Consider the following 23,003-nt stretch of genomic DNA (forward strand, 5'->3'; position numbering starts at 1 on the left):
ATATGTCAAGAGTACTCGATCCGATCGCGCCGGGCGGCCCGCAGTGCCAGCACCGCCACCGAGAGGGTCAGGAAGAACATCACCACGCCGATCGCCGAGGCGTACCCGAACTTGGTCTCGCTGCCGAAGGCGGTGTCGTACATCCGCATGCCGATGACGTCGGAGGAGAAGTTCGGACCGCCGTTGGTCATCAACTGGACCAGGATGAAGCCGTCCAGCGCGGCGATGGCCAGGTAGATCCAGGCCACCTGGATGGTGTCCCAGAGCAACGGGATGGTGATCTTGCGGAGCATCACCGTGCGGGAGGCGCCGTCGAGCATCACCGCCTCGTAGATGTCGCGCGGGATGGCCTGCATGGCGGCGCCGAAGAGCACCACGTAGAAGCCGACGTTGCTCCAGACCATCACCGCCAGCACGCACCAGAAGGCGAACCGGGGGTCACCCAGCCAGGTCGGCGCGGGCAGACCGACGGCGCGCAGCGCGCCGTTGAGCAGGCCGCTGTTGGGGTGGTAGATCTCCTTCCAGAGCAACGCGATGATCACCACCGAGAGCACCTGCGGGAAGAAGTAGACCAGCCGGTACACGGCGGTGCCGCGGACCCCGGACACGCCCGCCCGGCCCCGACGCCCGCCCATGGTGAGCATGGTGGCGAAGAAGAGACCGAGCGCGATGGTCAGCACCGGCACCACGGCGAGCAGGATCGCGTTGTTCTTCAACGCGTTCCAGACGTAGCCGTCGTGCAGCAGGGTCTGGAAGTTGGCCAGGCCGACGGGGTCGGCCTGCGCGGAGTACCCCAGCCAGTCGGTGGTCGAGATCTGAAAGGCCTGGAGGTACGGCGAGAGCACGAAGACGCCGTACAGCACCAGCGGCGGCAGCAGGAAGCTGACGATCAGCGGGTATCTGCCATGTCGCACCTGCGCGACCCCTCCCTGGTTCGGCCGGCGGGGGCGGGAGGTCCCACCCCCACCGGCGGGTGTCACGCGGCGCGCTTGTACTTCTTGATTGAGCTGTCCTGGGCGATCGAGTCGGCGCCGTTCTGGCACTGGTCGAGGAACTCCGCCGGGGTGGACCGGCCGCTGAAGAACTCGCCGCAGGCGGCGTCGACGAGGTTGCGCTCCAGCTTGCGGTAGTAATTGTTGTAGACCCAGTTGAAGCCGTTGGACCCGGACGCCTCCAGCGCCTTGACCACGCTGGTCAGCCCGAACGGCAACTCGACGCCCTCGGTGGTTCCGGCCACCACGGTGAGGCTGGCGACCTTCTTCGTGAAGTCCTGCGCGCCCTTCTTGGAGAGCATGGTCCGGAAGTACTCCAGGCCGCCGGCCACGTTCTTCGCCTTGGCCGGCACGATGAACGGCTCGCCGGCGGTGCCGCGGATCGCCTCGAAGGGCAGCTTGTCGCCGCTGCCCAGGCTCGGCGTCGGGGCGACGGTCATGTTGAACCCGGCCGGGGTGACGTCCTTCTGCTCGCTCTCCAGCCAGGAGCCGCAGGAGATGAAGGCCGCCTTGCCCTGGCACCACGCGGTCTGCGACTGCTTGTGGTCCAGGCCGGGCGAGCCCTCCAGGATGTACTTGTCCTTGACGATCTGGTACCAGGCGTCGGCGGCGGTCTTCATCGCGTCGGACTTCCAGGCGTTCGGCTCCAGGTTGTCGATCGCCAGGGCGACCGAGGGGCCGCCGAGCTTGATCGCGGTGGAGATCAGCGGCCAGCTCATGTAGCGCGGGTGGATGCCCGCGTACGTCCAGGGGGCGATGCCGGCGGCCTTGATCTGCTTGCAGAGCGCGATGTGCTCGTCCCAGGTCTTCGCGTACTGCCAGTTGCGCTCAGTGAAGAGCTTGGTGGAGTGCCAGATGCCGTACACGGTGTAGGTGTAGTTCATCACCAGGAACTTGCCGTCGTACGAGCCGACGTCGACGGCGCCGGGGAGCAGGGTGTCCTTGACGGTCTTGCCCGGGATGTCGAGGCTCGGGGCGGCGAGCAGCTGACCCAGGTCGGCGAGGGCGTTCTGGGAGACCAGGCCGTTGGGGTCGATCTGTCCGGCGCCGGAGTTGTTCACCACGTCGGGCGGGGTGCCGTCGACGAAGCGCGGCTGGAGGGTCTTGTTGATCTCCTGTGTCGCGGAATGCTTGATCTCGGCCTTGGGGTACTTCTCCTTGTACATGGCCTCGTGGCTCTTGGCGTACTCCTCGCCGAAGCCGCCGTTGAAGATCACCACCTCCAGCGGGGCGTCCTCCTTGACGCCGAGCGGGTTCTGCTCGCTCTTGGTGCCCTGGTAGCTGCCGGAGTCGCCCTTGTCGTCGTCGCCGCCGGAGGTGGCACAGCCGGCGAGCAGACCGGCGGCGGGGGTGGCCAGCAGACCGGCGGCGGCGCTGCGCCGCAGGATGTCACGCCTGTTCATCACTTCTCCTCGGTTCGGGTACGGGCGGCCCGCCGGACTGGGGGATGGCGGGCCCGGCGTCGAGGCACGGGGGTGTGTCGCTTGTCTTCACTTAATGCAATGTTCCTGAAGAATTTCTACGACAGTGGGACGCGGACCACAAGACCCGACGACGAACCGTTATCACCACCGGCCAGCGCCGGCTGGCATAGCCTGGGCCCATGCGCCGCCTGCGGCAGCTCGCCGAGCGCACGCCGGCGGGGCGGGAGCGCTACGTCGACCTGCTCAGAGCGCTCGCCATCATCGTGGTCGTCCTCGGTCACTGGGGCGTGACCGTCATCGGGTACGACCGGGCCGGCCGGCCCACCGGCCACTCCGCCCTCGGCGACCTGCCCTGGGCCTGGCCGCTGACCTGGGTGGCCCAGGTGATGCCGGTCTTCTTCCTGGTCGGCGGGTACGCCAACGCCGCCTCGCTGACCGCGCGCCGCTCCCGGGGCGGCGACACCACCGGCTGGCTGGTCGACCGCAGCGCCCGGCTGGTCCGCCCGACCACCGCCCTGCTGGTCGTGCTGGCGATCGGTGCGGCGGTCGCCCGGCTGCGCGGCGCCGAACCGAGCGAGATCCGCACCGTGGTCTGGTTCGCCACCATCCCGCTCTGGTTCCTCGTCGCGTACCTGATCGTCGTGCCGCTGACGCCGCCGATGTACGCGCTGCACCGTCGCTTCGGACTGGTCGTGCCGCTGGTGCTCGTCGGCCTCGTGGCGCTCGGCGACCTGGGCCGGCTGCTCGGCCCGGCCGGCCTGGCGACGGGGAACTACCTCTTCGGCTGGCTGGCCGTGCACCAGCTCGGCTTCGCCTGGTACGACGCCCGCTCCCCGGACACCCCGCGCCACCGGCGGCTGCCCACCTCCCGGCGCACCGGGCTGGCGCTGCTGGCCGGCGGGCTGGTCGCGCTGGTGCTGCTGACGATCGTCGGGCCGTACCCGGTGGCGATGCTCAACGTGCCCGGCGAGCGGCTGGACAACGCCGCACCGCCGAGCTTGGCGCTGCTCGCCGTCGCCACCGCGCAGCTCGGGCTGATCCTGCTGCTCCAGGCCCCGGCGCGCCGCTGGCTGCGCCGGACCGGCCCGTGGCAGGCGGTGATCGCGGTGAACTCGGTGGTGCTGACCGTCTTCCTCTGGCAGCTGACCGCCGCCGTGCTGCTGATCGGCCTGCTGGACGCCGTCGGCGTGCTCCCCACCCCCCGGGTCGGCTCGGCGGCCTGGTGGGCGTGGCGGGTGCCCTGGCTGCTCGCCCTGGCCGTGGTGCTGGCGGCGCTCGTCGCCGTCTTCGGCCGGATCGAGGCCCGCAGCCGCCGGACCAGCCCGGCCAGGTCCGACACCCGCGCCCCCGGCCCCACCGGGTCCGGCACCGACGGCACCGGTCCGGCCCGGGCGCCGACCCCGGCCGGGGACGCCGGACCGCGCACGCCGTCCGTCCGGGCCGTGCTCGCGGTCGCCGGGTACGCGGGCGTCGTCGCCGGGCTGCTGCTGAACAGCCTGACCCGCAAGGCCGACCCGGAGCCGCTGGGGCTGCCCGCCCCGGCGCTGGTGGCGTACCTGGCCGGGGCGGGGGTGCTGCGGCTGCTCAGGTCTGGGTGGGGAAACCGAGGTTGACCCCGCCGTGACGCGGATCGAGCCAGCGGCTGGTGACCACCTTGCCCCGGGTGAAGAAGGCGACCCCGTCGGCGCCGTGCGCGTGCAGGTCACCGAAGAGCGACGCCTTCCAGCCGCCGAAGGAGTAGTACGCCATCGGCACCGGGATCGGCACGTTGATCCCGACCATGCCGACCTGCACCTCGTGCTGGTAGCGCCGGGCCGCGCCGCCGTCGTTGGTGAAGATCGCCGTGCCGTTGCCGTACGGATTGGCGTTGACCAGGTCGACCGCCTCGTCGTACGAGCCGACCCGGACGACGCTGAGCACCGGCCCGAAGATCTCGTCGGTGTAGATCGACATGTCCGGGGTGACGTGGTCGAAGAGGGTCGGACCGAGCCAGAAGCCCGCCAGCTCCCCGTCCGGCGTGACGTCCCGGCCGTCCACCACCGGCACCGCGCCGGCGGTGATCCCGGACTCCACGTAGGAACGGACCCGCTCGGCGTGCGCGGCGGTGACCAGCGGGCCCATGTCGCAGCCACGCCGGCCGTCACCGGTGCGCAGGCCGGCCATCCGCTGCGCGATCTTCGCGACCAGGGCGTCCGCCACCGGCTCCACCGCGACCAGGGCGGAGATGGCCATGCACCGCTCGCCCGCCGAGCCGAAGCCCGCGTTCACCGCCGCGTCGGCGGCCAGGTCCAGGTCGGCGTCGGGGAGCACCACCATGTGGTTCTTGGCCCCGCCCAGCGCCTGCACCCGCTTGCCGGCCAGCGACCCACGCTGGTGCACGTACCGGGCGACGGGGGTGGAGCCGACGAACGAGACCGCCTTGACGGCGGGGTGGTCGAGCAGGGCGTCGACCGCCTCCTTGTCGCCGTTGACCACGTTCAGCACGCCGTCGGGCAGGCCGGCCTCGGCGAACCACTCGGCCAGCAGCAGCGCCGCGCTCGGGTCCTTCTCGCTCGGCTTGAGCACCACCGCGTTGCCGCAGGCCACGGCGACCGGCACGAACCACAGCGGCACCATCACCGGGAAGTTGAACGGCGAGATCACCGCCACCACGCCCAGCGGCTGCCGCAGGCTGTAGGAGTCGACCTCGGTGGAGACGTTCTCGCTGAAGCCGCCGCGCAGCGCCGCGGGGATGCCGCACGCGTACTCGATCACCTCCAGGCCGCGCTGCACCTCGCCGGCGGCGTCCGCGAGCACCTTGCCGTGCTCGGCGGTGATCACCTCGGCGAGCTGGCCGCGCCGGGCGTGGACCAGCTCGCGGAAGGCGAACAGCACCGCCGTCCGCTTCGAAAGCGACGCGTCCCGCCAGGCCCGCGCGGCCCGCTCGGCGGCCTCGACCGCGCCCGCCACGTCCGCGGCGCAGGCCAGCTCCACCTCACCGGTACGCCGGCCGGTGGCCGGGTCGAAGACGTCGGCGCGCCGCTCGGAGCTGCCGTTCACCCGCTTGCCGTCGATGAAGTGCCCGATGGTGGTCACGCCGGCACCTCCGCCGACGAGCGGATCGCGTCGACCAGGATGGCCAGCCCTTCCCGGGCCTCCTCCTCGGTCAGCGTCAGCGGCGGGCCCATCCGCAGCACGTTGCCGTACAGGCCGCCCTTGCCGGCGAGCAGGCCGCCGGCCTTGCACGCCTCGAAGACCCGGACGGTCATCGCCGGGTCGGGCTCGGTGGTGCCCGGGCGGACGAACTCGACGCCGAGCATCAGCCCCTTGCCGCGTACCTCGGCGACGCAGTCGAGGCCGCCCACCGCGGACCGCAGGCCGTCGGCGAGGATCGCGCCGACGCGGGCCGCGTTGGCCTGGAGGTCGTGGTCGAGCAGGTAGTCGAGGACGGCGTTGCCGGCGGCGGTGGAGATCGGGTTGCCGCCGAAGGTGGAGAAGCTGATCGCCGGCACCGACTCCAGTACGTCGGCCCGGCCGACCACGCCGGCCAGGGCGAAGCCGTTGCCGATGCCCTTGGCGAAGGTGAGCAGGTCCGGGGTGACGCCGTGCGCCTGGTAGCCCCAGAAGTGCTCACCGGTGCGGCCCCAGCCGGTCTGCACCTCGTCGGAGACGAACAGGATGCCGGACTCGTCGAGCACCTTCTTCCAGGCGGCGAAGAGCCCGTCCGGCGGGTGCACGAAGCCGCCGACGCCCTGGATCGGCTCGGCGATCAGACAGGCCACCTCCCCGGCGGTTTGCGTGGCGAGCACCTCCCGCAGGTCCTCCACCGCCGCGTCGACCTGGTCGTCGGGACCCAGCCGGGACAGCAGGCCGCGCAGCCGCTCCCCGGAGTGCAGCCAGGCCACCTGGAGCGGGTTGAGCGCGCTCGCCGACCAGCTCCGGTTGCCGGTGATGCCCATCGCCGCGTACGACCGACCGTGGTAGCTGTTGCGCACGGCGAGGATCTGGTGCGAGCGGCGGTAGTTGGTGGCGACCAGCAGGGCCGCCTCGTTCGCCTCGGTGCCGGAGTTGGTGAAGAAGACCCGGGCGTCCGGGATGCCGGAGATTCGCGCGATCTTCTCGGCCAGCTCGACCTGTTGGCGGATCAGATAGAGGGTGGAGCTGTGCACGATGCCGGTGGCGAGCTGGCGCTGTACCGCCTCCCGGATCTCCGGGATGTCGTAGCCGATCATGTTTGTCAGCACGCCGCCGAAGAAGTCCAGGTAGCTGCGCCCCTGCGCGTCGGTCACCCGGCGCCCGGAGCCGGAGACCAGCTCGATCGGCTCGTCGTAGTAGAGCGGCATCCAGGACGGGAGCACGGCCCGGTGCCGGGCCAGCAGGTCGTCGGAGATCATCGATCGCACCCTTCAGCGGCTGTTCGGTCCTCGCACGCTCTCACCGCCCGACGGCAGGGACAACTGTCACTGTGTAGCGCAGCGACGGTGCCGGCCTGACAGCGCGTCAACCGGCCGCTGCGGTTTCCAGGGCAAAGCGTGATGATCGCTTACCTTTCCGTCGCTCTGGCCGCTGGTCAACCACGCATTCCGCAGCGGCCGTCGGACGGGCCGATGGCGGCGGCCGGCGGCGGTAGCATCCGCCGGGTGTGGACGGTGGAGGTGGCGCTGCCGGCCGGGACGACCGCTGCGGAACTGGCGGTCGGGGTACGGGCCTGGGCGGAGTCCGCCCCGCTGCGGGCCCTGGTCCGGCGCTTCGGCGGGGACTGGCCGGCCGGGGACCTCACCGCGGTGCTGGCCCGGCTGGACGAGTTCTCAGCCCGGCACTGGGACTTCCGCCAGGGGCGGGAACGGCCGGACGCCCGGGAGCCGGCTCTCGACCCGGCGACGGTCGGGCTGATCCTCGACTCGGCCGCCGCGCTCGGCCTGGTCCGGGCCGCCGCGCCGCCCCGGCCCGGGTACGCCCACCTGGTGGTGCTCGGCGGGCTGGCACACGCCTGCCTGCGCCGGGTCGCGTACGCCGCCCACCTGCTGCGGGACGGGCCGACCGTGGACGGCGAGGTCGCCGTGCTGGGCAGCTTCCGGCCGCTGACCGGGCCCGAGCGGCGGGTCCTCGCCGACACCGGGCTGAGCGGGGAGACCGAGGTGGACGTCCTGGACGCCGCCGTGCGCCGCTTCTTCGGGCTCGCCGCGCCGGTCGACGAGGACGGCCACGACGGCGGTCACCCGCACCACTCCTGGTCGTCGCGGACCTACCAGCCCAACGGGCTGCCCCCGGTGCGGGTGCTCGCCGCGCCGTCCAGCGAGCCGGAGCGGCGACGCGCGCACACCGCCGACACCCAGCGGTTCTGGGCGGAGCACGTCCGGCTGCGCGGCGAGGACCAGGTGCTGATGGTGACCGCGCCGATCTACGTGCCGTTCCAGCACTGCGACGCCCTGCGTACGCTGACCCTGCCGTACGGCTGCGGGATCGACACGATCGGCGTCGACCCGGCGCTGGCCACGCTGGCCCGGGTGCCGGAACCCACTCTCACCGCCGGGCGCTACCTCCAGGAGATCCGCTCGGCGATCCGGTCCCTGCGCGCCCTGCACGGCGTGCTGGTCTGACCCGCCGACGGGTTCACCGGGCGGTGTCGGCGACCGCCTGGGCGAAGACCTCCGAGCGGTGCTCGAAGTTGCGGAACCGGCCGTAGCTCGGGGCGGCGGGCGAGAGCAGCACCACCCCGCCGGCCGGGGTGACCTTGCGGGCCAGCCCCACGGCCGCGACCAGGTCGTCGGCGAGTTCGGCGCGGACCGCGGGCAGCCCGGCGAGCGCGTCGACGATCCGGGGCCCGCTGTCCGGGATGCCGATCACGGTGATCTCCCGCTCGGCCAGGTGCTCCCGCAACGGGGTGTAGTCCAGCCCCCGGTCGGTGCCGCCGACGATCACCGTCAGCGGCCGGCCCTCGTACGCGTCGATCGCGTGCATCGCCGCGTACGGGCTGGTGGCGAGGGTGTCGTCGACGAAGGTGAGGCCGGACGGGTCGGGGATCTCGGTGAGCCGGTGGGCCAGGCCCTGGAACCCGGCGACCGCGACCGCCAGGGAGTCCTTCCGGGCCACCACGTCGACGCCGAGCGCGTCGAGTACCGCGAGGGCGACGCAGAGGTTGCTCTCGTTGTGCCGGCCGACCAGCGGCAGCACCGCCCGCGGGAAGAGCGGCTGGTCACGCAGGTGGAACCACGGGGCGCCGTCCGGACCGGAGGCGACCTGGGTGGTGTCCGGGGAGCCGGCCCGCACCGCCGCGCGGTCACCGAGCTCCACGGCGAGCCGGGGATCGGCGCCGTTGACCACCACGGTGTGCGGGCCGTGGGCGAGCAGGTTGAGCTTGTCCTGGTAGTACTCGCGCTCACCGCCGTGCGCGTCGAGGTGCTCGGGGAAGAGCGCGGTGACCACGGCGACCCGGGGCGAGTCGGTCAGATCGGCGCACTGGTAGCTGGAGAGCTCCAGCACGTACAGCTCGGCCTCGGGCAGGTCGAGCAGCGGCACCCCGATGTTGCCGCCGAAGATGTTGGGCCGGTCCATCGCGGTCAGCAGGTGACTGATCAGGCTGGAGGTGGTGCTCTTGCCCTTGCTGCCGGTCACCCCGACCGTGCGGTCGGCGTGGTCGGCCATCCAGAGGGCGCTGCCCTGGGTGACGGGCACCGCGCGCCGGCGCAGCTCCACCATCCACGGGTGGGTGTTCGGCACCCCGGGCGAACGGACCACCACGTCGGCGGCGACCAGCCGGTCGAAGCCCACCTCCCCGGTGATCAGGGGGGCCGCCTCGGCCAGCGGGCCCTCCCAGGGCAGGCTGAGGAAGTTCGCACTGTCGTCCACCGCGACCAGTCCGGCCGGGCCGTGCGCGGCGATGGCGGTCACCGCCGCCCGGCCCTCCCGGCCGGTCCCCCAGACGGCGACGGTACGTCCGCGCAGTTCAGACAGGCGCACGGGCTCTCCTCGGGGGTTTCGACAACGGTCGGCGGGCAGGGTCCGACGCAGCCGGACACGGCGGACGAACCAGGGCCTAGTATGGCGTGTGCCCAACGAGCAGCTCCGGCGGATGGACGCCTTCACCTTCCCGTCCTACTCGATCGACCTCGCCACCGGCGAGGCGTTGTTCGACTACGCCCTGACCGGGCCGGACGGCGAGCAGCGGTTCACCGAGGTGATCACGCTCCCGCTGCCGGCCGAACCGCCGTCGGACGAGACCGTGGCCACCCTGGACCGGGTCCTCGAACTGCTGCACCTGGTCGCCGGGGTCAGCTACTACAAGGCCGCCGCGCCGCCCCGGCTGGTGCTGCCGGCGCCGCTGGGCGCGGCCGCCGTCGAGCTGGTCACCGCCGTCTACACCAAGGGCCTCGCCGAGTACGCGTACCGCAACCAGCTGCCGCACGTGCTCGGGCTGCACCCGGAGGTGCCAGCCGGCGAGGTGACCCCGCCCCGGGTGTACGACGACTCGGACCGGCGGCCGCTGTCGGCCGTCGGCGGCGGCAAGGACTCGATCGTCAGCCTGGAGGCGCTGCGCCGGGCCGGCTTCGACCCGGTGCCCTTCTCGGTCAACCCGAACCACGTCATCGTGTCGGTCAACGAGGCCTCCGACCTGGTGCCCCTGGCGGCCCGCCGGCGGATCGACCCGGTGCTGTTCGACCTCAACGCGGCCGGCGCGCGCAACGGGCACATCCCGGTCACCGCGATCAACTCGCTGATCGCGGTCGCCACCGCCGTGCTGCACGGGCTCGGCCCGGTGGTGATGTCCAACGAGCGGTCCGCCTCCGACCCGAACCTGGTCTGGAACCGTCACGAGATCAACCACCAGTGGTCCAAGGGCGTCGAGGCGGAGGGGCTGCTCCGGGCCGCGCTGGCCGAGCACGCCGGGCTCACCGAGCCGTACTTCTCGCTGCTGCGGTCGCTGTCCGAGCTGCACATCGCCCGGCTCTTCGCCGCCATCGACCGGTACGACGACGTGGTGACCAGCTGCAACGCGGCGTTCAAGTTACGCGACGCGAGCGAGCGCTGGTGCCGCGACTGCCCCAAGTGCCGGTTCGTCTTCCTGGCCATGGCGCCGTTCATGTCCCGGGAGCGGATCACCCACATCTTCGGCGGCGACCTGCTGGCCGACGAGTCGCAGGTCCCGGGCTACCGGGAGCTGCTCGGGGTGGACGGGCACAAGCCGTTCGAGTGCGTCGGTGAGGTCGAGGAGTCGGTGGTGGCGCTGAGCCTGCTGGCCGAGCAGCCGCAGTGGCGCGACGCCCCGGTGGTGCGCGCCCTGGTCGACGCGCTGCCCGACACCGCGTGGTCGGCCGCCGCCACCTCGGACGTCTTCACCCCCGGCGGCCCCAACTTCGTCCCCGCCGCCTACGCCAAGGCCCTCACCGCCCTCACCTAACCCCCGCCCGGTTGCTGCCCAGCTGGGGTGAGCTGACCAGTCTGGGCTCAGCCGGGTACGGCGGAACTGAAGATCATGTCGAGGTGGGCGTCCAAGGCGCTCAGGGCCTGCTCGGCGGTGTACTGCCCGCCCAGCAGGTAGACCCCCAGGCCCTCCATGAGCGCCAGCAGACCGGCCGCGGCTTCGCTGGCGTTCGGCGCGGGAAGGACGCTGGCGATGAAGGCGATCAGCTGCGCGGTCTCCTCGCGGAGGCCGGCGGCGGCCGCCGGTCGGACCGCGGTGTAGGCGAGGAACGCCAGGGCCACCCGCCCGTCGCTGCGCGTCTGTTCGTCGAGCGGCAGCAACGCCGCGATCATCGTGCGCAACAGCAGCCGTGGGCTCGGGTTGTCACCCAGCCGGGCAACCGCCTCGGTGACCCGGATCTGGCTGCGATCCCGGACCACGGCCAGCGCGAACGCCATCATCTCGTCCTTGGTGCGGAAGTAGTGCTGCACCATCCCGGCGGAGACGCCGGCCTCGGCCGCCACGTGGCGCAGGCTCACCGCCTCGAGGCCCTGCTCCGCAGCGACCCGCATCAACGCGTCGGCGATGAGCGTACGTCGCTCCTGGGGGTCGACCTTCTTGGGCATGACATCGATGCTTTCACAGTGCGGTCGTATTGACAGCTGCTGGTCGGCGGCGCGGTGCTCCGCGACGCCCGCCTGATCGAGGGTTGCCGCCGCCGCGACGGTCTCATGCCGCCGACGTGCCTCGTGAGCTGCGGAGAAAGCCGTCGGGGTCGTCGGCGTAGAGGCGCAGCTCGTCGACGGGCTCGGTCTGCCCCTTCGGCAGCACGAAGGTCGTCGGCCGACGCAGCCGGATGTCGACGCTGGTCTGGCTGCCGACCACGAGGTGCAGCACCCTGCGATCGCCATCCTCCTCGACCTGTACCGACCTGCTCGAGGGCAGCGAGCGGTAACGCTTGCTCACCGCCTCGACGTCCGCCCACGGCACGAAGATGTCGATGCCCGCGCTCAGGCGTACGCGGATCCCCGCGTCGCCGACCACGTGGGGGTGGATCTTCATGCTCGCGAAGAGGCCGATCATCCAGAGCAGGCCCCAGACGCCGAGGGCGAGCACGATCCAGCGGGCCGGCCGCCACGGCACCACGTTGCTGACGATGAGGTCGAAGATCGGGATTTCGACGGCCGACAGGCCGATGAAGATGCCGAGGATCGGCTTGACCACCCCGAGGTAGCCGAACGGATCGTCGCCCGGGGCCAGGGCCAGCGGCCTGCGGCGCGCCCACAGGTACATGCTGCGCCACATCGCGCCCTCGGTCGCGGCTGCCCGGCGCAGCAGCGAGCCCGTCCCTGCTGTGGTGGGGGTCTTCGTGTCGCTCATCGTCGTCCTCACGCGGTGGATGTTGCTGGCAGGGGCAGGTGCTGTCGTCAGGTGATGGTGACGGTTCCGGCTCCGCCGTCGACGGTGATGATCTGCCCGGTCGAGATGGTGCGGGTGGCGTCGGGAACGCAGATGACAGCGGGGATGCCGTATTCACGGGCCACGGTGGGGCCGTGGGCCATGACCGCGCCGGTCTCGGTGACCAATGCGCCGGCGGTGAGGAACAGCGGGGTCCAGCCGGGGTCCGTGGTCGCGACGACCAGGATCTCCCCCGGTTCGATGTGGGCGGTGGCCGGGTCGTGGATCACCCGGGCGGGGCCGGTCGCCCGGCCCGCTGCCGCCCCCACACCACGGAGTGCGCCGTCCGGGGTGGGCGCCGCCGGCAGGACGGTCTCGATGTCGGTGCCGTCGGACAGCAGCGCTACCGGTACCGTCCGGCGGCGCAGCTCCCGCTGGTGCACCGCCTTGCGGGAGCCGACCGCCTCCCGGTGGTCGGCGCTCTGGTGCACCGCCGTGTGCGCCTCCGCCAAGGTCAGGAACATGATGTCGCCAGGCTGCTCCAGCAGGCCGGCACCGGCCAGGTCGGCGCCGATGAGCAGCAGTTGCCGCCGCATCTCGCGCAGCCGGTACAGGCCGGCGAATTTGCCCGCCTCCCGCAGGCCCGCCAGGGACCGCGCCCGGCGCAGCAGGAACCCGGCGATCCGGCCGCGCACCGGCCGGCGGCGGCGGGCCCGCGCGACCAGCTCGTGGAGCGTCGCTTCGGCGGTAGCGGCGGCGCGGGCGAAGCGCCGGTCGGGTGCCTGTCGAGGGTCGGTGACCCGCAGATAGTTGGCGATCATGGCGAAGACCGGTGTCGGGTCCTCGTCCCAGCGGGGCACTCCGAGGTCGACCTCGGCGACGCCGCGGTGGCCGTAGCTGTCCAGGAACACCGCCAGTCCGATGTCCGGGAGCGTCCCGCGTCGGTACCGCGCGGCCAGCTCGTCCGGCGGGGTGTCGAGGAGTAACCGGCGGTGCTCGCCTGCGTGTTCGGCGATCCGCCACAGCGCCAGATCCATCTCGATGGTGACGTTGTGCGGCATCCCACCGAGCACCATGTGGATCTCGTCAGGCCCGGCGACGCCCTTGAGCAGGTGAGCCGGCAGCGCGGCCGCGAGCATGCCGGTCACGATGGGCCAGGTGATGTCGTCAGAGCTGTCCAGCGGGCCCTGTGCCTGCACGAAGCGCAGCCGTTGCGCGGCGGTCTCCAGCCCTTCCGGGGCTGCCGATCGCAGCCTCAGCTGCTCGATGGCGTCGAACATCCGTACCCGGGCCGCATCGGGCCGGGCCAGCGTCCGCACGATCCCGACCACCGCGTGCACGGCGGTCCGCAGCGGTGGGACGTTCGCGCCACCGCCGTGCTTCGTGGCGCCGTTCCGGGCGGCGAACCGGGGATCAGCCAGGACGTGCTGCATCACCGCCTGGGCCCGGGGACCGAAGTCGACCGCCATGAGTTTGACCAGTCGCTTACGGGCGGACCTGCTGCGCGCCAGATCGGTCAGGTCACCGTAGAGGCGCCCGCCGATGTCGACGATGTCGACCCTGATGCCGAGTGCCGCGAGCATCGCCGCGACCAGCGATTTCAGGGTGGACATCCCCATCGGGGTGACGGGCTGCAGCATGCCCTGCACGTGGCCGAACTCCAGGTAGACGCGGGGCAGGGGCTTCTCGGTGTCCGGCGGAAGGGGGAACAGCGTGGTGATCGGCCGCGACTGCAGCAGCCACACCGTGCCATGCTGGTCGATCGCCCACTCCACGTCCTGGGGACGGCCGAAATGCCCCTGCAGCCGCTCACCGACAGCCCACAGCTCCGCCAGCTGCGCCGGCGTCACGCACCCCGCGTGGTCCTGCTCCGATCCATCGAGAACGTAGTGTTGTGCGACCGTGGCGCCATCCACCACCGACGTGCCGGGCCCCGGGGCAGCGTCGACCGTCATCACGGTACGGCAGCCGGTGAGCGGGTTGGCCGTGAACAACACCCCCGCCACCTCAGCGGTGATCATCCGTTGCACGACGACGGCCATGCGCACCGTTTCGTGGTCGATGTGGTGGGCCTCGCGGTAAGCGGTCGCCCGGGCGCTGTGCAGCGACCGCCAGCACGTCTCGATCGCGGCGATCAGTTCCCCGGCGCCGGTGACGTCGAGGACGGTGTCCTGCTGTCCGGCGAAGCTCGCATCCGGCAGGTCCTCCGCGGTCGCGCTCGACCGCACCGCCACCGGACCGCCACCGAGCTGCTCATAGGCCTCGATGATCTCCGCCTGGGGCAGCGCACCGAGCCGGCGCGCCTCGGTGGTGACGCAGAAACCCGGCGGCACCCGTTCGCCGCGCCGGATCAACTCACCGAGGGCGGCCGCCTTGCCGCCGACCAGGTCCACCATGTCGGCGGTTACCTCGGACAACGCGATCACACGCACCTGCGGCCTCCCCTGTTGCAATGCACCTGCATTGCAGCGAGCATATCCGCTGGCAATGCAACTGCAATGTCAACGGGGGTCGAGCGTAGCCCGTGCTCTCCTTGGCGGCGACTTCATGATCAACCGGACCGTGGGTCAGCGGCCCGGGCCGGGAGGGGGCTCGGCGGGCAGGCGGGTTAGGGGGTGCGGACGGCGTCCAGGGCCAGCAGGGCGACGTGGAGAGACAGACAGGCCTCCACCGAGTCGAGATCGACGTCGAGGATCCGGCCGATCCGGGCCAGCCGCTCGTAGAAGGACGGCCGGGACAGGTGCGCGGCGGCGGCCGCCGCCGACTTGTTGCGGCCCTGCTCCAGGTACGCCCGCAGGGTGCCGAGCAACTGCTCCCGGGGGTGCTGGGCGTCGTACGCCAGCAGCGCGCCGAGTTCCCGCTCGACGAAGGTCTGCAGCCGGGGCTCGTCCCGCAGCAGGTGCAGCAGGCCGGCCAGCCCGACGTGCGGCAGCCGGAAGATGGCCAGGTCCCGCCGGTCCCGGCGGGCCGCCTCGGCGATCTGCCGCGCCTCGACCAGGGAGCGCCCCGCCTCCCGCAGGCTCACCACCCCGGAACCGGCGGCCACGATCACCGCCGCGGGACTCGCGCCAGCCGATCGGTGGGCGCCGGCGCCGGTCTGGGCGGTCCGGGAGGGCGCGTCGGTCGGCCGGGCGAGGCCGACGGCGGCGGCCTGGCGCGGGGCGGGTGAGCGGGGCGGCGTGGCGTCGAGGCGTACCCGACGGAGCGCGGTCGCGAACGCGGCCAGCGCCTTCTCCTCGGCGGCCGGGTCGGGCAGCGCGAGCAGCGCGCCGACCGCCTGGTCGTCGACGGCGCTGGTCAGGGCCGTCAACTTGGCGTCGCGCAGCGCCTGGCCGACGGCCTCGGCGAGGTCGCGCAGCCGGGCCGGACCGGCCTGCGGGCCGGCGTCGCCCGACGGGCCGGCGTCGGGGTCGTCGGCCCGGTACCGGACCACCACGCCGACCAGGTGCCGGCGGTCCAGCGTCACCCCCAGGGCCTTGGCGCGCAGCGCCACCTCGTCCACCGGGCGGGAATGGTCGAGCAGTGCGGTGAGCAGGGTGCGGTGGAGCTGCCGTTCCAGCCCTTCGGCGTCGCGCCGGATCAGCCGGCCGAGCGCGAGGGTGGAGGCGGCGCGTTCGATCAGGATGGTCAGCCGGGTCGGCGGGGTCCCCGGGGACCGGACGTCCGCGGCGAGCGGGCCGGCCTGGTCCGGGCCCGCATCCCCACCGCGGCCATCGGCTCGCCGCGCGCCGACTTCCGGACCGGCCGCCGGTCGGTCCGCCCCAGCCCGATCCGCATCGGCCACCGGCTGGCCCGCGCCGGCCTGAGCCCGACCGCCGGCCGGCGGCGGCGGGACGGGGCCGCGCGTGGACAGCTCGCCGCCGCCCGGCCAGCGCAGCAGCAGCCGGCCCCAGTCCTGACCCCGGGCGCCGACGGTGGTCACCAACCAACCGCTGTCCGCGTCGTACGCGGTCCGGCCGGCCGGCCGGATCCCCCGCGAATGCTGCTCCCAGCCGTCCAGCAGCAGCTCCGCGCTCTCCCCCGCCGGGTCGTACGCGAGCACCTGCCGGGACAGGTTCTCCAGCACCACCGGGCAGCCGGCCAGCTCGGCGGCCTGCCGGACCACCTCCGCCGGGTCGGCGCCCTCCACGGACAGCTCGGTGAACCGTTGGTGGATCTCCTCGGCGGCACGCAGCTCGGTGAGCTGCGCATCCACGATCAGCGCGTGCACCGCCTCGGTGATCCGCACGAACGGGGTGGCCCGCCGCAGCTCGACCAGGGGCAGCCCGCGCCGCTCCGCGGCAGCCACCATCACCCGCGGTACCGCGGTGAGGTAGCGGCGACCCAGCTCGACAACGAGCCCGGAGACGCCGACGTCGGCCAGGTCGCCGATGAACGCGCGCAGCCCGGCGTCGTCGGCGGGCAGTCCGATGCCGGTGGTGAGCACCAGCTCACCGCCGCCGAGAAGGGTCGCGATGTCCGGCACCTCGGTGACGTGCACCCAGCGGACCGGCCGGTCCAGGCCCGCGTCCCCGGCGACCAGACGCGGGGCGCCGTGGCGGACCGGGTCGAGCGCGAGAACCTCACGGACGGTAGGGAACACGGGCGACACGCTACCCTGCGTCACCGCCGATCTCGACAGCCGACCGGCCGCCGCGCCGCCGCCTGTCGCGGGGCCGTTAGAGCGGATCGTCCCGACCCAGCTCCCAGCAGGCCACCGCGGTGGCGGCGGCGACGTTGAGGGAGTCGACGCCGCGCCGCATCGGGATCACCACGCGGACGTCGCTGGCCGCCATCGCAGCTGGGGTCAGCCCGGCCCCCTCCGCGCCCATCAGCAGCGCCGCCCGGGCCCGCTGGGCCACGTCCAGCCGCTGGATCGGCACGGCGTCCGGCGCGGGCGTCATCGCGAGCACCGTGAAACCGGCCGCCCGGACCTGCGCCAGCGCGTCCGGCCAGGGGTACAGCTTCGCGTACGGGATGGCGAAGACCTCGCCCATGCTGACCCGGACGCTGCGCCGGTAGAGCGGATCGGCGCAGGTCGGGGAAAGCAGCACCGCGTCCACGCCCAGGGCGGCCACGGCCCGGAAGATCGCGCCGAGGTTGGTGTGGTTGTTGACGTCCTCCAGGACGACCACCCGGCGGGCGGCGTCGAGCACCTCGGCGGCGCTCGGCAGCGGCTTGCGCCGGAACGAGGCCAGCACGCCCCGGTGCACGTGGAAGCCGGTGGCCCGTTGCAGCACGTCCTGGGTGGCGGCGTAGACCGGTGCCTCCCCGGTGTCCAGATCGGCGAGCTGGTCGACCCGCTTCGCGTCGACCAGGTACGACCGGGCCGGATAGCCGGCCCGCAGCGCGCGCCGCAGCACCAGCTCCCCCTCGGCGATGAACAGGCCGTGCGGGGGCTCCCAGCGGGTCCGCAGCTCGACGTCCGTCAGCGCGCGGTAGTCGGCGATCCGGTCGTCGTCGGGGTCGGTGATCTCGTGAACGGGCACCCGACGATTCTGCCTGCCCGGCCCCGGCGGCCCGGCCACCGGGCGCACGGAGATGGCCTCGCCCGCCCCGCGGTCCGCCCACTGCCGCTGAGCCGATGCGCTGGTTTGCATGGCCCGCAACGACGCGGGTAGCCGGCAGACATGAACAGTTCGCTTGCGCACCTGCACGGCGGGCCGCTTGATGGCACGGACCAGCAACTGGGCAGTCCGGACGAAGTCGTGGAGTTCACCCATGAGACCCCCGACGGCACCTGGTACGTGGAGTACCGCAGGGACCGGCGCACCGACGACGGCTGGCATTACCAGGCCACCGGCACGATGGACAAACAGGATGAAGAATGACGGGTAGCTCACGAGGGGTCACGGCCTTCGGGGTCCCGTCTGCGGTTCATCCACCTGCCGTCAGGCCCGCTCGTAGCGCAGCAGCACCGACCGGCCGTCGAAGCCGCGGGTCTCGACGAGCCGCAGGTCGAGGCGCTCCTTGCCGGGGAAGACCGGCGTGCCGCCGCCCAGCACCACCGGGTGCACCACCACCTCATACACGTCGATCAGCCCCAGCTCGGTCAGCGCCGCGGCGGCACCGGCACCGCCGGTGAGCAGCAGCTCGCCGCCGGGCTCCGCCTTCAGCTCGGCCACCTCCGCGGCCAGGTCGCGGCGGCCGACCACCCGGGCGCCGTACTCGGCGCTCTCCAGCGTGCGAGAGATGACGATCTTCGGGGTACGCCGCCAGACCGGCGCGAAGGCCAGGTCGTGCGGGTGCTGGGACAGCTGCTCCGCCCGGGGCCAGAAGTAGGACATCAGCCCCCAGACCTTGCGGCCGTAGAGGCAGGCGTCGGCCCGGCCGGTCAGCTCGAAGGAGTACGCCGACAGTTCCGGCCCCATCGCCGGCCAGTCGAACTCCCCGTTCGGCCCCTCGATGAAACCGTCGACGGACTGGTGCACCCAGTAGACAAGCTTGCGCATGGCGTTGCCCTCCTGCTCCGGTCGCGCCCCGGCGGGCGCGCTCACCGGTGGGTCGGAGCCGGCCGACCCGGATCCGACAGCCCGCGCGAATTTCTTGCCGACGAATCCGAGGGCGGCCGGGCTTTGCGCGGTCCGGATACCGTCCTGACTCGTGGCCCGTCCCGTGATGATCGCCCTGGTCGGTGTCGACGGCTCCGGCAAGAGCACCCAGGCCCGGGCGCTGGCCGACCGGTTGACCGCCCGCGGGATGCCGGCCAGCTACTTCGAGAACGCGGGTGGCCGGCCGCTGTGGAACCAGCTCGCGCGGGCGCTCGGCCGGCCCGACGGGGTGGGGCTGTTCGGCCGTACCCTCTACCCGGTCCTGGAGGCGACGGTCCGCGCGCTCGCGATGACCCGCACGCTGCTGGCGTCCCGGCTGACCGGGCGGACGGCGGTGCTGGACCGCTGGGCGTACTGCCAGTACGTCGTCATGGCCGCCCGGGGCGACCGGGGGCGGCGGTGGGTCCGGGCCGCGTACGCGCTCTTCCCGCCGCCGACCGTGGTGTGCTTCCTCGCCACCTCGCCCACCGTGGCGCAGCGCCGGGTGCTGGCCCGGGGCATCGACACCGAGGAGCTGGCGCACCTGCGCGCGCTCGACGCCGGCTACCGGGCGCTGCCCGAGTTCGCGACGTTCGTGGTGGTCGACGGCGACGGCGACCCGGACGAGGTGGCGGCGGCGCTGGACCGGGTGGTGTCGCCGCTGGTCCGGCGCTGACCACCCGCGCGCCGACTAGATTTCCGATCATGGACTACCGCCTGGTGGACCGGCTGCCCACCGTCGAGGAGTTCGTCGCCGTCACGTCGGCCGTCGGCTGGGCCGACGCGTACGACCCGGCAGCCATCCCGGCCTCGCTGGCCGCCTCCCTGCACGCCGTCGTCGCGGTCGAGGGCGACCGGGTGATCGGGCTCGGCCGGCTGGTCGGCGACGGGGCGATCTACTACTACCTCCAGGACCTCGCGGTGCTGCCCGAGCGGCAGCGGCGCGGGGTCGGCGCGGCGATCCTGGCCCGGCTGGAGGAGTGGATCGCCGGGCGGGCCTCGCCCCGGACGTTCGTCGGGCTCTTCGCCGCCGGGACGTCGGTCAGCCTCTACCGCCGCTTCGGTTACGCCGTGCACGAGGGCATGACCGGGATGTCCCGCGTCGGCCCGTACCGCTGAAGCGACGCCCGCCGGCCGGGAGAGCGATCTCGGGCGGTTGCCGTTCGGCAACCGCCCGAGATCTGAAGCGGTCCGTCAGCCGCGGCGGTGCTGCAGCCAGCGCAGCAGGTCCGAGGGGAGGCCCCGGTCCCGCTGCCGGGGCTGGTCGCGCTCCGGGGTCGGCTGCGGCTTCGGGCGCTGCGGGTCGCCGGCCAGCTCCCGGCTCGGCGCGGTGAAGTCCTGCACCGGCTGACCGCTGACCGCGGTCCTGATCACCCGGGCCACCGCGTCGATCACCTTGGCCTGCACCGGCGCACCGACCAGGTCGGTCGAGTCGTCCGGGTTGGCCGCGATGCCGGCGACGGCGACCTGCGGGGTGAAGCCGACGAAGGTCTCGGTGGCGTTCCGCTCGGAGCTGCCGGTCTTGCCGGCGACCGGCCGGCCCACGATCCGGTCGACCGAGGTCGCCGTGCCACCGTTGCACTGCCCGTACGCCGACTGCTGGCCGACCGGGCAGCGGGCCGCGTCGGTGGCGGCCCGGGCCACGTCGGTGTCCAGCACCTTCTTGCAGGACGGCTGGCCGACGGCCACCTTCTCGCCGTTGGCGGCGGTCACCGAGACCACCGGCACCGGAGTGCAGTACGTCCCCTCGGCGGCCACGGTGGCGTACGCGTTGGCCAGGTCGAGCGGGGTGGTGGCGGCCACGCCGAGGGTGAACGCGCCCCAGTTCTCCGCGTTGTCCTTGGCGAAGTCCGCGTCGGAGTCCGCGCGGAAGGTGATGCCGAGGCGCTGCGCCATCTCGACCGCCTTCGCCGGCCCGACCTGCTCGGCCAGCCAGACGAAGTACGTGTTGACGGAGCGACCGAAGCCGTCCCACATCATCCGGTACCCGTCCATCCACTCCGGGTTGGCGTTGGCCGGGCACCACTTGCCGTCGCAGGCGCCCTCGCCGTCGGCGGCGTACCGGGTGGGCAGCTTGGCCGGCGCGTCGAAGCCGGTCGAGAGGGGCTTACCGGCCTCCAGCGCGGCGAGCATGGTGAACAGCTTGAAGGTGGAGCCGGCCTGGTAGCCGTCGACGCTGTCGCCGCCGGAGATCAGCGGGTTGACGGTGTTGGGGTGGTTGGCCTGCCCGGCCGGGTTCTCGTCCAGGCTGTAGTGCCGGTTGACCGCCATCGCGAGCACCCGGCCGGTACCCGGCTCGACCGCGGCGATCGGCAGCGCGCGCTTGTTGTCGTACCCGTAGACGGCGGTGGCCTGCTGCTGCGCGGTCTGCTGGATCTTCGGGTCCAGCGTGGTGACCACGGTGTAGCCGCCGCGGCGCAGGGCCTGCTCGCGCTCCTTGACCGTGCTGCCGAAGGCCGGCTGGGTCAGCCACCACTGCCGGAGATAGTCACAGAAGTAGCCCCAGTCGTCGTGCCCCTGGGCGACCGAGGTGCAGCCGTTCGGCTGGGCGGTCGGGTGGAGGGTGAGCTTCTCCGCCTTGACCGCGGCGGCCTGGGCGGGGGTGATCGCCCCGGTTTCGGCCATCGCGTCGAGCACGTACGCCCGGCGCTCCAGCGACCCGGCCCGGTCCCCGTCGATCGGGCTGTACTCGTCCGGCGACTTGACCAGCCCGGCGAGCAGGGCCGCCTCGCCCATGGTCAGGTCAGCGGGCGCCTTGCCGAAGTAACGCTGGCTGGCCGCCGCCACGCCGTACGCCCCGGAGCCGAAATAGGCGATGTTCAGGTACCGGTTGAGGATCTCGTCCTTGCTGAGGCTCTTCTCCAGCGCGGACGCGTACCGGATCTCCTGGATCTTGCGGCCGACGGTCTGGTCGGTGGCGGCCTGCCGCTCCTCGGCGGTGCGGGTGGGATCGGTCTTGAGCACGTTGCGGACGTACTGCATGGTGAGCGTCGAGCCGCCCTGCTCGGTGCCGCCGCCGCGCAGGTTCGCCACCAGCGCCCGGGCGATGCCGCGCAGGTCGGCGCCGCCGTGGGAGTAGAAACGCCGGTCCTCGGCCGCGACGATCGCCTGCCGCATCACCGGGGCGATCTCGGCCAGCGGCACGTCGCTGCGGTTGACGTCGTAGAACGTGGTGATCAGCGTCTCGCCGTCGTTGGCGTAGAGGTAGGAACGCTGCGGCTGCGTGGGGGTGCGCAGCGCGTCGGGCAGCTCCGCGTACGCCCCGAGCGCCGCCTTCGCGACCTGCCCGCCGATCAGGTTGCCGGGCAGGGCTGCGACCGCGAGCACGAGCCCGGCGAGGACGCCGGCGAGGAGCACGGTGAAGAGCCGCGACAGCGGCGACCGGGGTGACGGCATGCCCCCCAGGATTACCGCGAAAGCCGCCAACCGGCCACCCCGCCAGGCAACTGTCAGTTACCTCACGGTGATCTCCCAGCTACGGCCGGGTCATCAGGTGGGCAGCGGGCCGTTCGGGGAGGAACCGGGCAGGGCGGGGCTGGCGACGCTGGCGGCGGCGGCATCGCGGGCGATGGTCGCGGGCACCAGCCGGCCCGAGCGATAGCCGATGCCGATCCCGGCGACCAGCACGAAGAGCGCGCCGAAGGTCTGCAGCGAGCCGATCAGCGCGCCGCCGAGGCCGAGCAGCGGCGCGGCGATCATCAGCATGGTCCCGTCGCCGTAGCTGAACATCCCGGAACGGGCGACCGACCATCCGGTGAGGAACCAGCCCAGGCTGTAGCAGGTGGCCCCGACCACGACCAGGTTCCGCGCGGTGGTGCCGAAGACCGGCGTCTGCTCGGCCAGCCCGGCGAACGGCAGCATCAGCACGGTGCCGGCGATGCTGACCAGCAGGCCGGCCGCCGCGACCCGGCGGCACCGGGTGGCGGCGAGCAGGCCGGTCAGCGCAAGCAGGGCGAGCAGGCCGAGCCAGACCGCGGCCACCCAGCCCACCAGGTAGAGAGCCCGGCCGTCGGCCGGGTAGGGGCCGTTGCCCACGCCGCCGTCGCTGGCCATCGCCACGGCGCCGTAGAGGATCGCGTACGCGGGCAGCAGCCAGACCGCCGCGCGGGCGAACCGCCGTACCGACCAGGCCCAGCTCGCGTTGGTGGCCGGGGCGGCCGGCCCGGGGTCGGCGACGAATGGCAGCACCCCGAACCCGCCCCCGGTACGCCGGGTGCCCAGCGGGCCGGCGGGATCGTGCGCGCCGGGCACCGGCTCCCGGGACCACAAGCTGTTCGCCGGATCCTTCATGCGTCACCTC

General features: G+C 72.8%; 19 protein-coding genes. 6 read left to right on the forward strand and 13 right to left on the reverse strand.

Annotation, left to right across the window (positions count from 1 at the left end; translation table 11 throughout):
* Window positions 1-5 precede the first annotated feature (5 nt).
* Together I8N68_RS20660 and ngcE are read right to left on the reverse strand one after the other, a co-directional pair.
* Entirely contained in the window at window positions 6-914 is a 909-nt protein-coding gene (locus I8N68_RS20660; RefSeq protein WP_200212497.1) for a carbohydrate ABC transporter permease, read from the reverse strand.
* A gap of 62 nt (window positions 915-976) precedes the next feature.
* Entirely contained in the window at window positions 977-2,395 is a 1,419-nt protein-coding gene (ngcE, locus tag I8N68_RS20665) for an N-acetylglucosamine/diacetylchitobiose ABC transporter substrate-binding protein (protein ID WP_200212498.1), read from the reverse strand.
* A 200-nt stretch (window positions 2,396-2,595) separates the two neighbouring features.
* Here ngcE and I8N68_RS20670 point away from each other — a divergent pair, with 200 nt between their 5' ends.
* The gene (locus I8N68_RS20670; RefSeq protein WP_200212500.1) at window positions 2,596-4,029 is read left to right on the forward strand and encodes an acyltransferase family protein; all 1,434 of its coding nucleotides are present in this window, start codon (window positions 2,596-2,598) and stop codon (window positions 4,027-4,029) included.
* Here the strand turns inward: I8N68_RS20670 and I8N68_RS20675 are convergent.
* Both I8N68_RS20675 and I8N68_RS20680 read right to left on the reverse strand, forming a co-directional pair.
* Window positions 4,001-5,491 carry a CoA-acylating methylmalonate-semialdehyde dehydrogenase gene (locus tag I8N68_RS20675; RefSeq protein ID WP_200212503.1) on the reverse strand — a complete coding sequence of 497 codons (1,491 nt, stop codon included), beginning with the start codon at window positions 5,489-5,491 and terminating at the stop codon, window positions 4,001-4,003. The two genes, I8N68_RS20670 and I8N68_RS20675, sit on opposite strands and share 29 nt — an antisense overlap.
* Window positions 5,488-6,789 (reverse strand): aspartate aminotransferase family protein, encoded by a 1,302-nt coding sequence (locus tag I8N68_RS20680; protein WP_200212506.1) that lies wholly within the window; start codon window positions 6,787-6,789, stop codon window positions 5,488-5,490. Before I8N68_RS20680 ends, I8N68_RS20675 begins: the two co-directional genes overlap by 4 nt.
* A gap of 246 nt (window positions 6,790-7,035) precedes the next feature.
* On the opposite strand from I8N68_RS20680, the gene I8N68_RS20685 reads away from it, so the two are divergent.
* Window positions 7,036-7,995: a hypothetical protein gene (locus I8N68_RS20685; RefSeq protein WP_307812901.1), complete on the forward strand. Its 960-nt coding sequence runs from the start codon at window positions 7,036-7,038 to the stop codon at window positions 7,993-7,995.
* Window positions 7,996-8,008: 13 nt separating this feature from the next.
* On the opposite strand, the gene murD is transcribed toward I8N68_RS20685, so the two are convergent.
* The gene (gene murD, locus I8N68_RS20690; protein ID WP_200212516.1) at window positions 8,009-9,355 is read right to left on the reverse strand and encodes a UDP-N-acetylmuramoyl-L-alanine--D-glutamate ligase; all 1,347 of its coding nucleotides are present in this window, start codon (window positions 9,353-9,355) and stop codon (window positions 8,009-8,011) included.
* 88 nt (window positions 9,356-9,443) lie between these two features.
* On the opposite strand from murD, the gene I8N68_RS20695 reads away from it, so the two are divergent.
* Window positions 9,444-10,793, forward strand: a complete 1,350-nt coding sequence (locus I8N68_RS20695) for a MurL-like N-terminal domain-containing (protein WP_200212519.1) — start codon at window positions 9,444-9,446, stop codon at window positions 10,791-10,793.
* Window positions 10,794-10,840: 47 nt separating this feature from the next.
* Here I8N68_RS20695 and I8N68_RS20700 read toward each other — a convergent pair whose 3' ends face one another.
* The 5 genes from I8N68_RS20700 to I8N68_RS20720 all read right to left on the reverse strand — a co-directional run bounded on the left by I8N68_RS20700 (window position 10,841) and on the right by I8N68_RS20720 (window position 17,701).
* Window positions 10,841-11,422: a TetR/AcrR family transcriptional regulator gene (locus tag I8N68_RS20700; RefSeq protein ID WP_200212526.1), complete on the reverse strand. Its 582-nt coding sequence runs from the start codon at window positions 11,420-11,422 to the stop codon at window positions 10,841-10,843.
* Between the two features lie 103 nt (window positions 11,423-11,525).
* Complete coding sequence (locus I8N68_RS20705) at window positions 11,526-12,176, reverse strand: hypothetical protein (RefSeq protein ID WP_200212529.1); 651 nt, start codon at window positions 12,174-12,176, stop codon at window positions 11,526-11,528.
* A gap of 47 nt (window positions 12,177-12,223) precedes the next feature.
* On the reverse strand, window positions 12,224-14,626 hold the full coding sequence (locus I8N68_RS20710; RefSeq protein ID WP_200212532.1) for a PEP/pyruvate-binding domain-containing protein: 2,403 nt from the start codon (window positions 14,624-14,626) through the stop codon (window positions 12,224-12,226).
* A 176-nt stretch (window positions 14,627-14,802) separates the two neighbouring features.
* A complete protein-coding gene (locus I8N68_RS34500; RefSeq protein ID WP_200212540.1) occupies window positions 14,803-16,776 on the reverse strand; it encodes a PucR family transcriptional regulator in 1,974 nt (657 codons plus the stop codon).
* Between the two features lie 76 nt (window positions 16,777-16,852).
* Window positions 16,853-17,701: a TrmH family RNA methyltransferase gene (locus I8N68_RS20720; RefSeq protein WP_200212827.1), complete on the reverse strand. Its 849-nt coding sequence runs from the start codon at window positions 17,699-17,701 to the stop codon at window positions 16,853-16,855.
* Between the two features lie 102 nt (window positions 17,702-17,803).
* Between I8N68_RS20720 and I8N68_RS20725 the strand changes: the two genes are divergently transcribed.
* On the forward strand, window positions 17,804-18,004 hold the full coding sequence (locus I8N68_RS20725; protein WP_200212541.1) for a hypothetical protein: 201 nt from the start codon (window positions 17,804-17,806) through the stop codon (window positions 18,002-18,004).
* 60 nt (window positions 18,005-18,064) lie between these two features.
* Here I8N68_RS20725 and I8N68_RS20730 read toward each other — a convergent pair whose 3' ends face one another.
* Entirely contained in the window at window positions 18,065-18,670 is a 606-nt protein-coding gene (locus tag I8N68_RS20730) for a dihydrofolate reductase family protein (RefSeq protein WP_307812902.1), read from the reverse strand.
* Between the two features lie 106 nt (window positions 18,671-18,776).
* Between I8N68_RS20730 and I8N68_RS20735 the strand changes: the two genes are divergently transcribed.
* Together I8N68_RS20735 and I8N68_RS20740 are read left to right on the forward strand one after the other, a co-directional pair.
* Window positions 18,777-19,379: a dTMP kinase gene (locus tag I8N68_RS20735; protein ID WP_200212542.1), complete on the forward strand. Its 603-nt coding sequence runs from the start codon at window positions 18,777-18,779 to the stop codon at window positions 19,377-19,379.
* Between the two features lie 29 nt (window positions 19,380-19,408).
* Window positions 19,409-19,822 (forward strand): GNAT family N-acetyltransferase, encoded by a 414-nt coding sequence (locus tag I8N68_RS20740; protein ID WP_200212543.1) that lies wholly within the window; start codon window positions 19,409-19,411, stop codon window positions 19,820-19,822.
* 75 nt (window positions 19,823-19,897) lie between these two features.
* Here the strand turns inward: I8N68_RS20740 and I8N68_RS20745 are convergent, their stop codons facing one another.
* On the reverse strand, window positions 19,898-22,099 hold the full coding sequence (locus I8N68_RS20745) for a transglycosylase domain-containing protein (protein WP_234040269.1): 2,202 nt from the start codon (window positions 22,097-22,099) through the stop codon (window positions 19,898-19,900).
* Between the two features lie 93 nt (window positions 22,100-22,192).
* Window positions 22,193-22,993: a hypothetical protein gene (locus I8N68_RS20750; RefSeq protein ID WP_200212551.1), complete on the reverse strand. Its 801-nt coding sequence runs from the start codon at window positions 22,991-22,993 to the stop codon at window positions 22,193-22,195.
* Window positions 22,994-23,003 lie beyond the last annotated feature (10 nt).

This window comes from Micromonospora coerulea (assembly GCF_016598485.1).
Taxonomy (GTDB): Bacteria; Actinomycetota; Actinomycetes; order Mycobacteriales; family Micromonosporaceae; genus Micromonospora; species Micromonospora coerulea.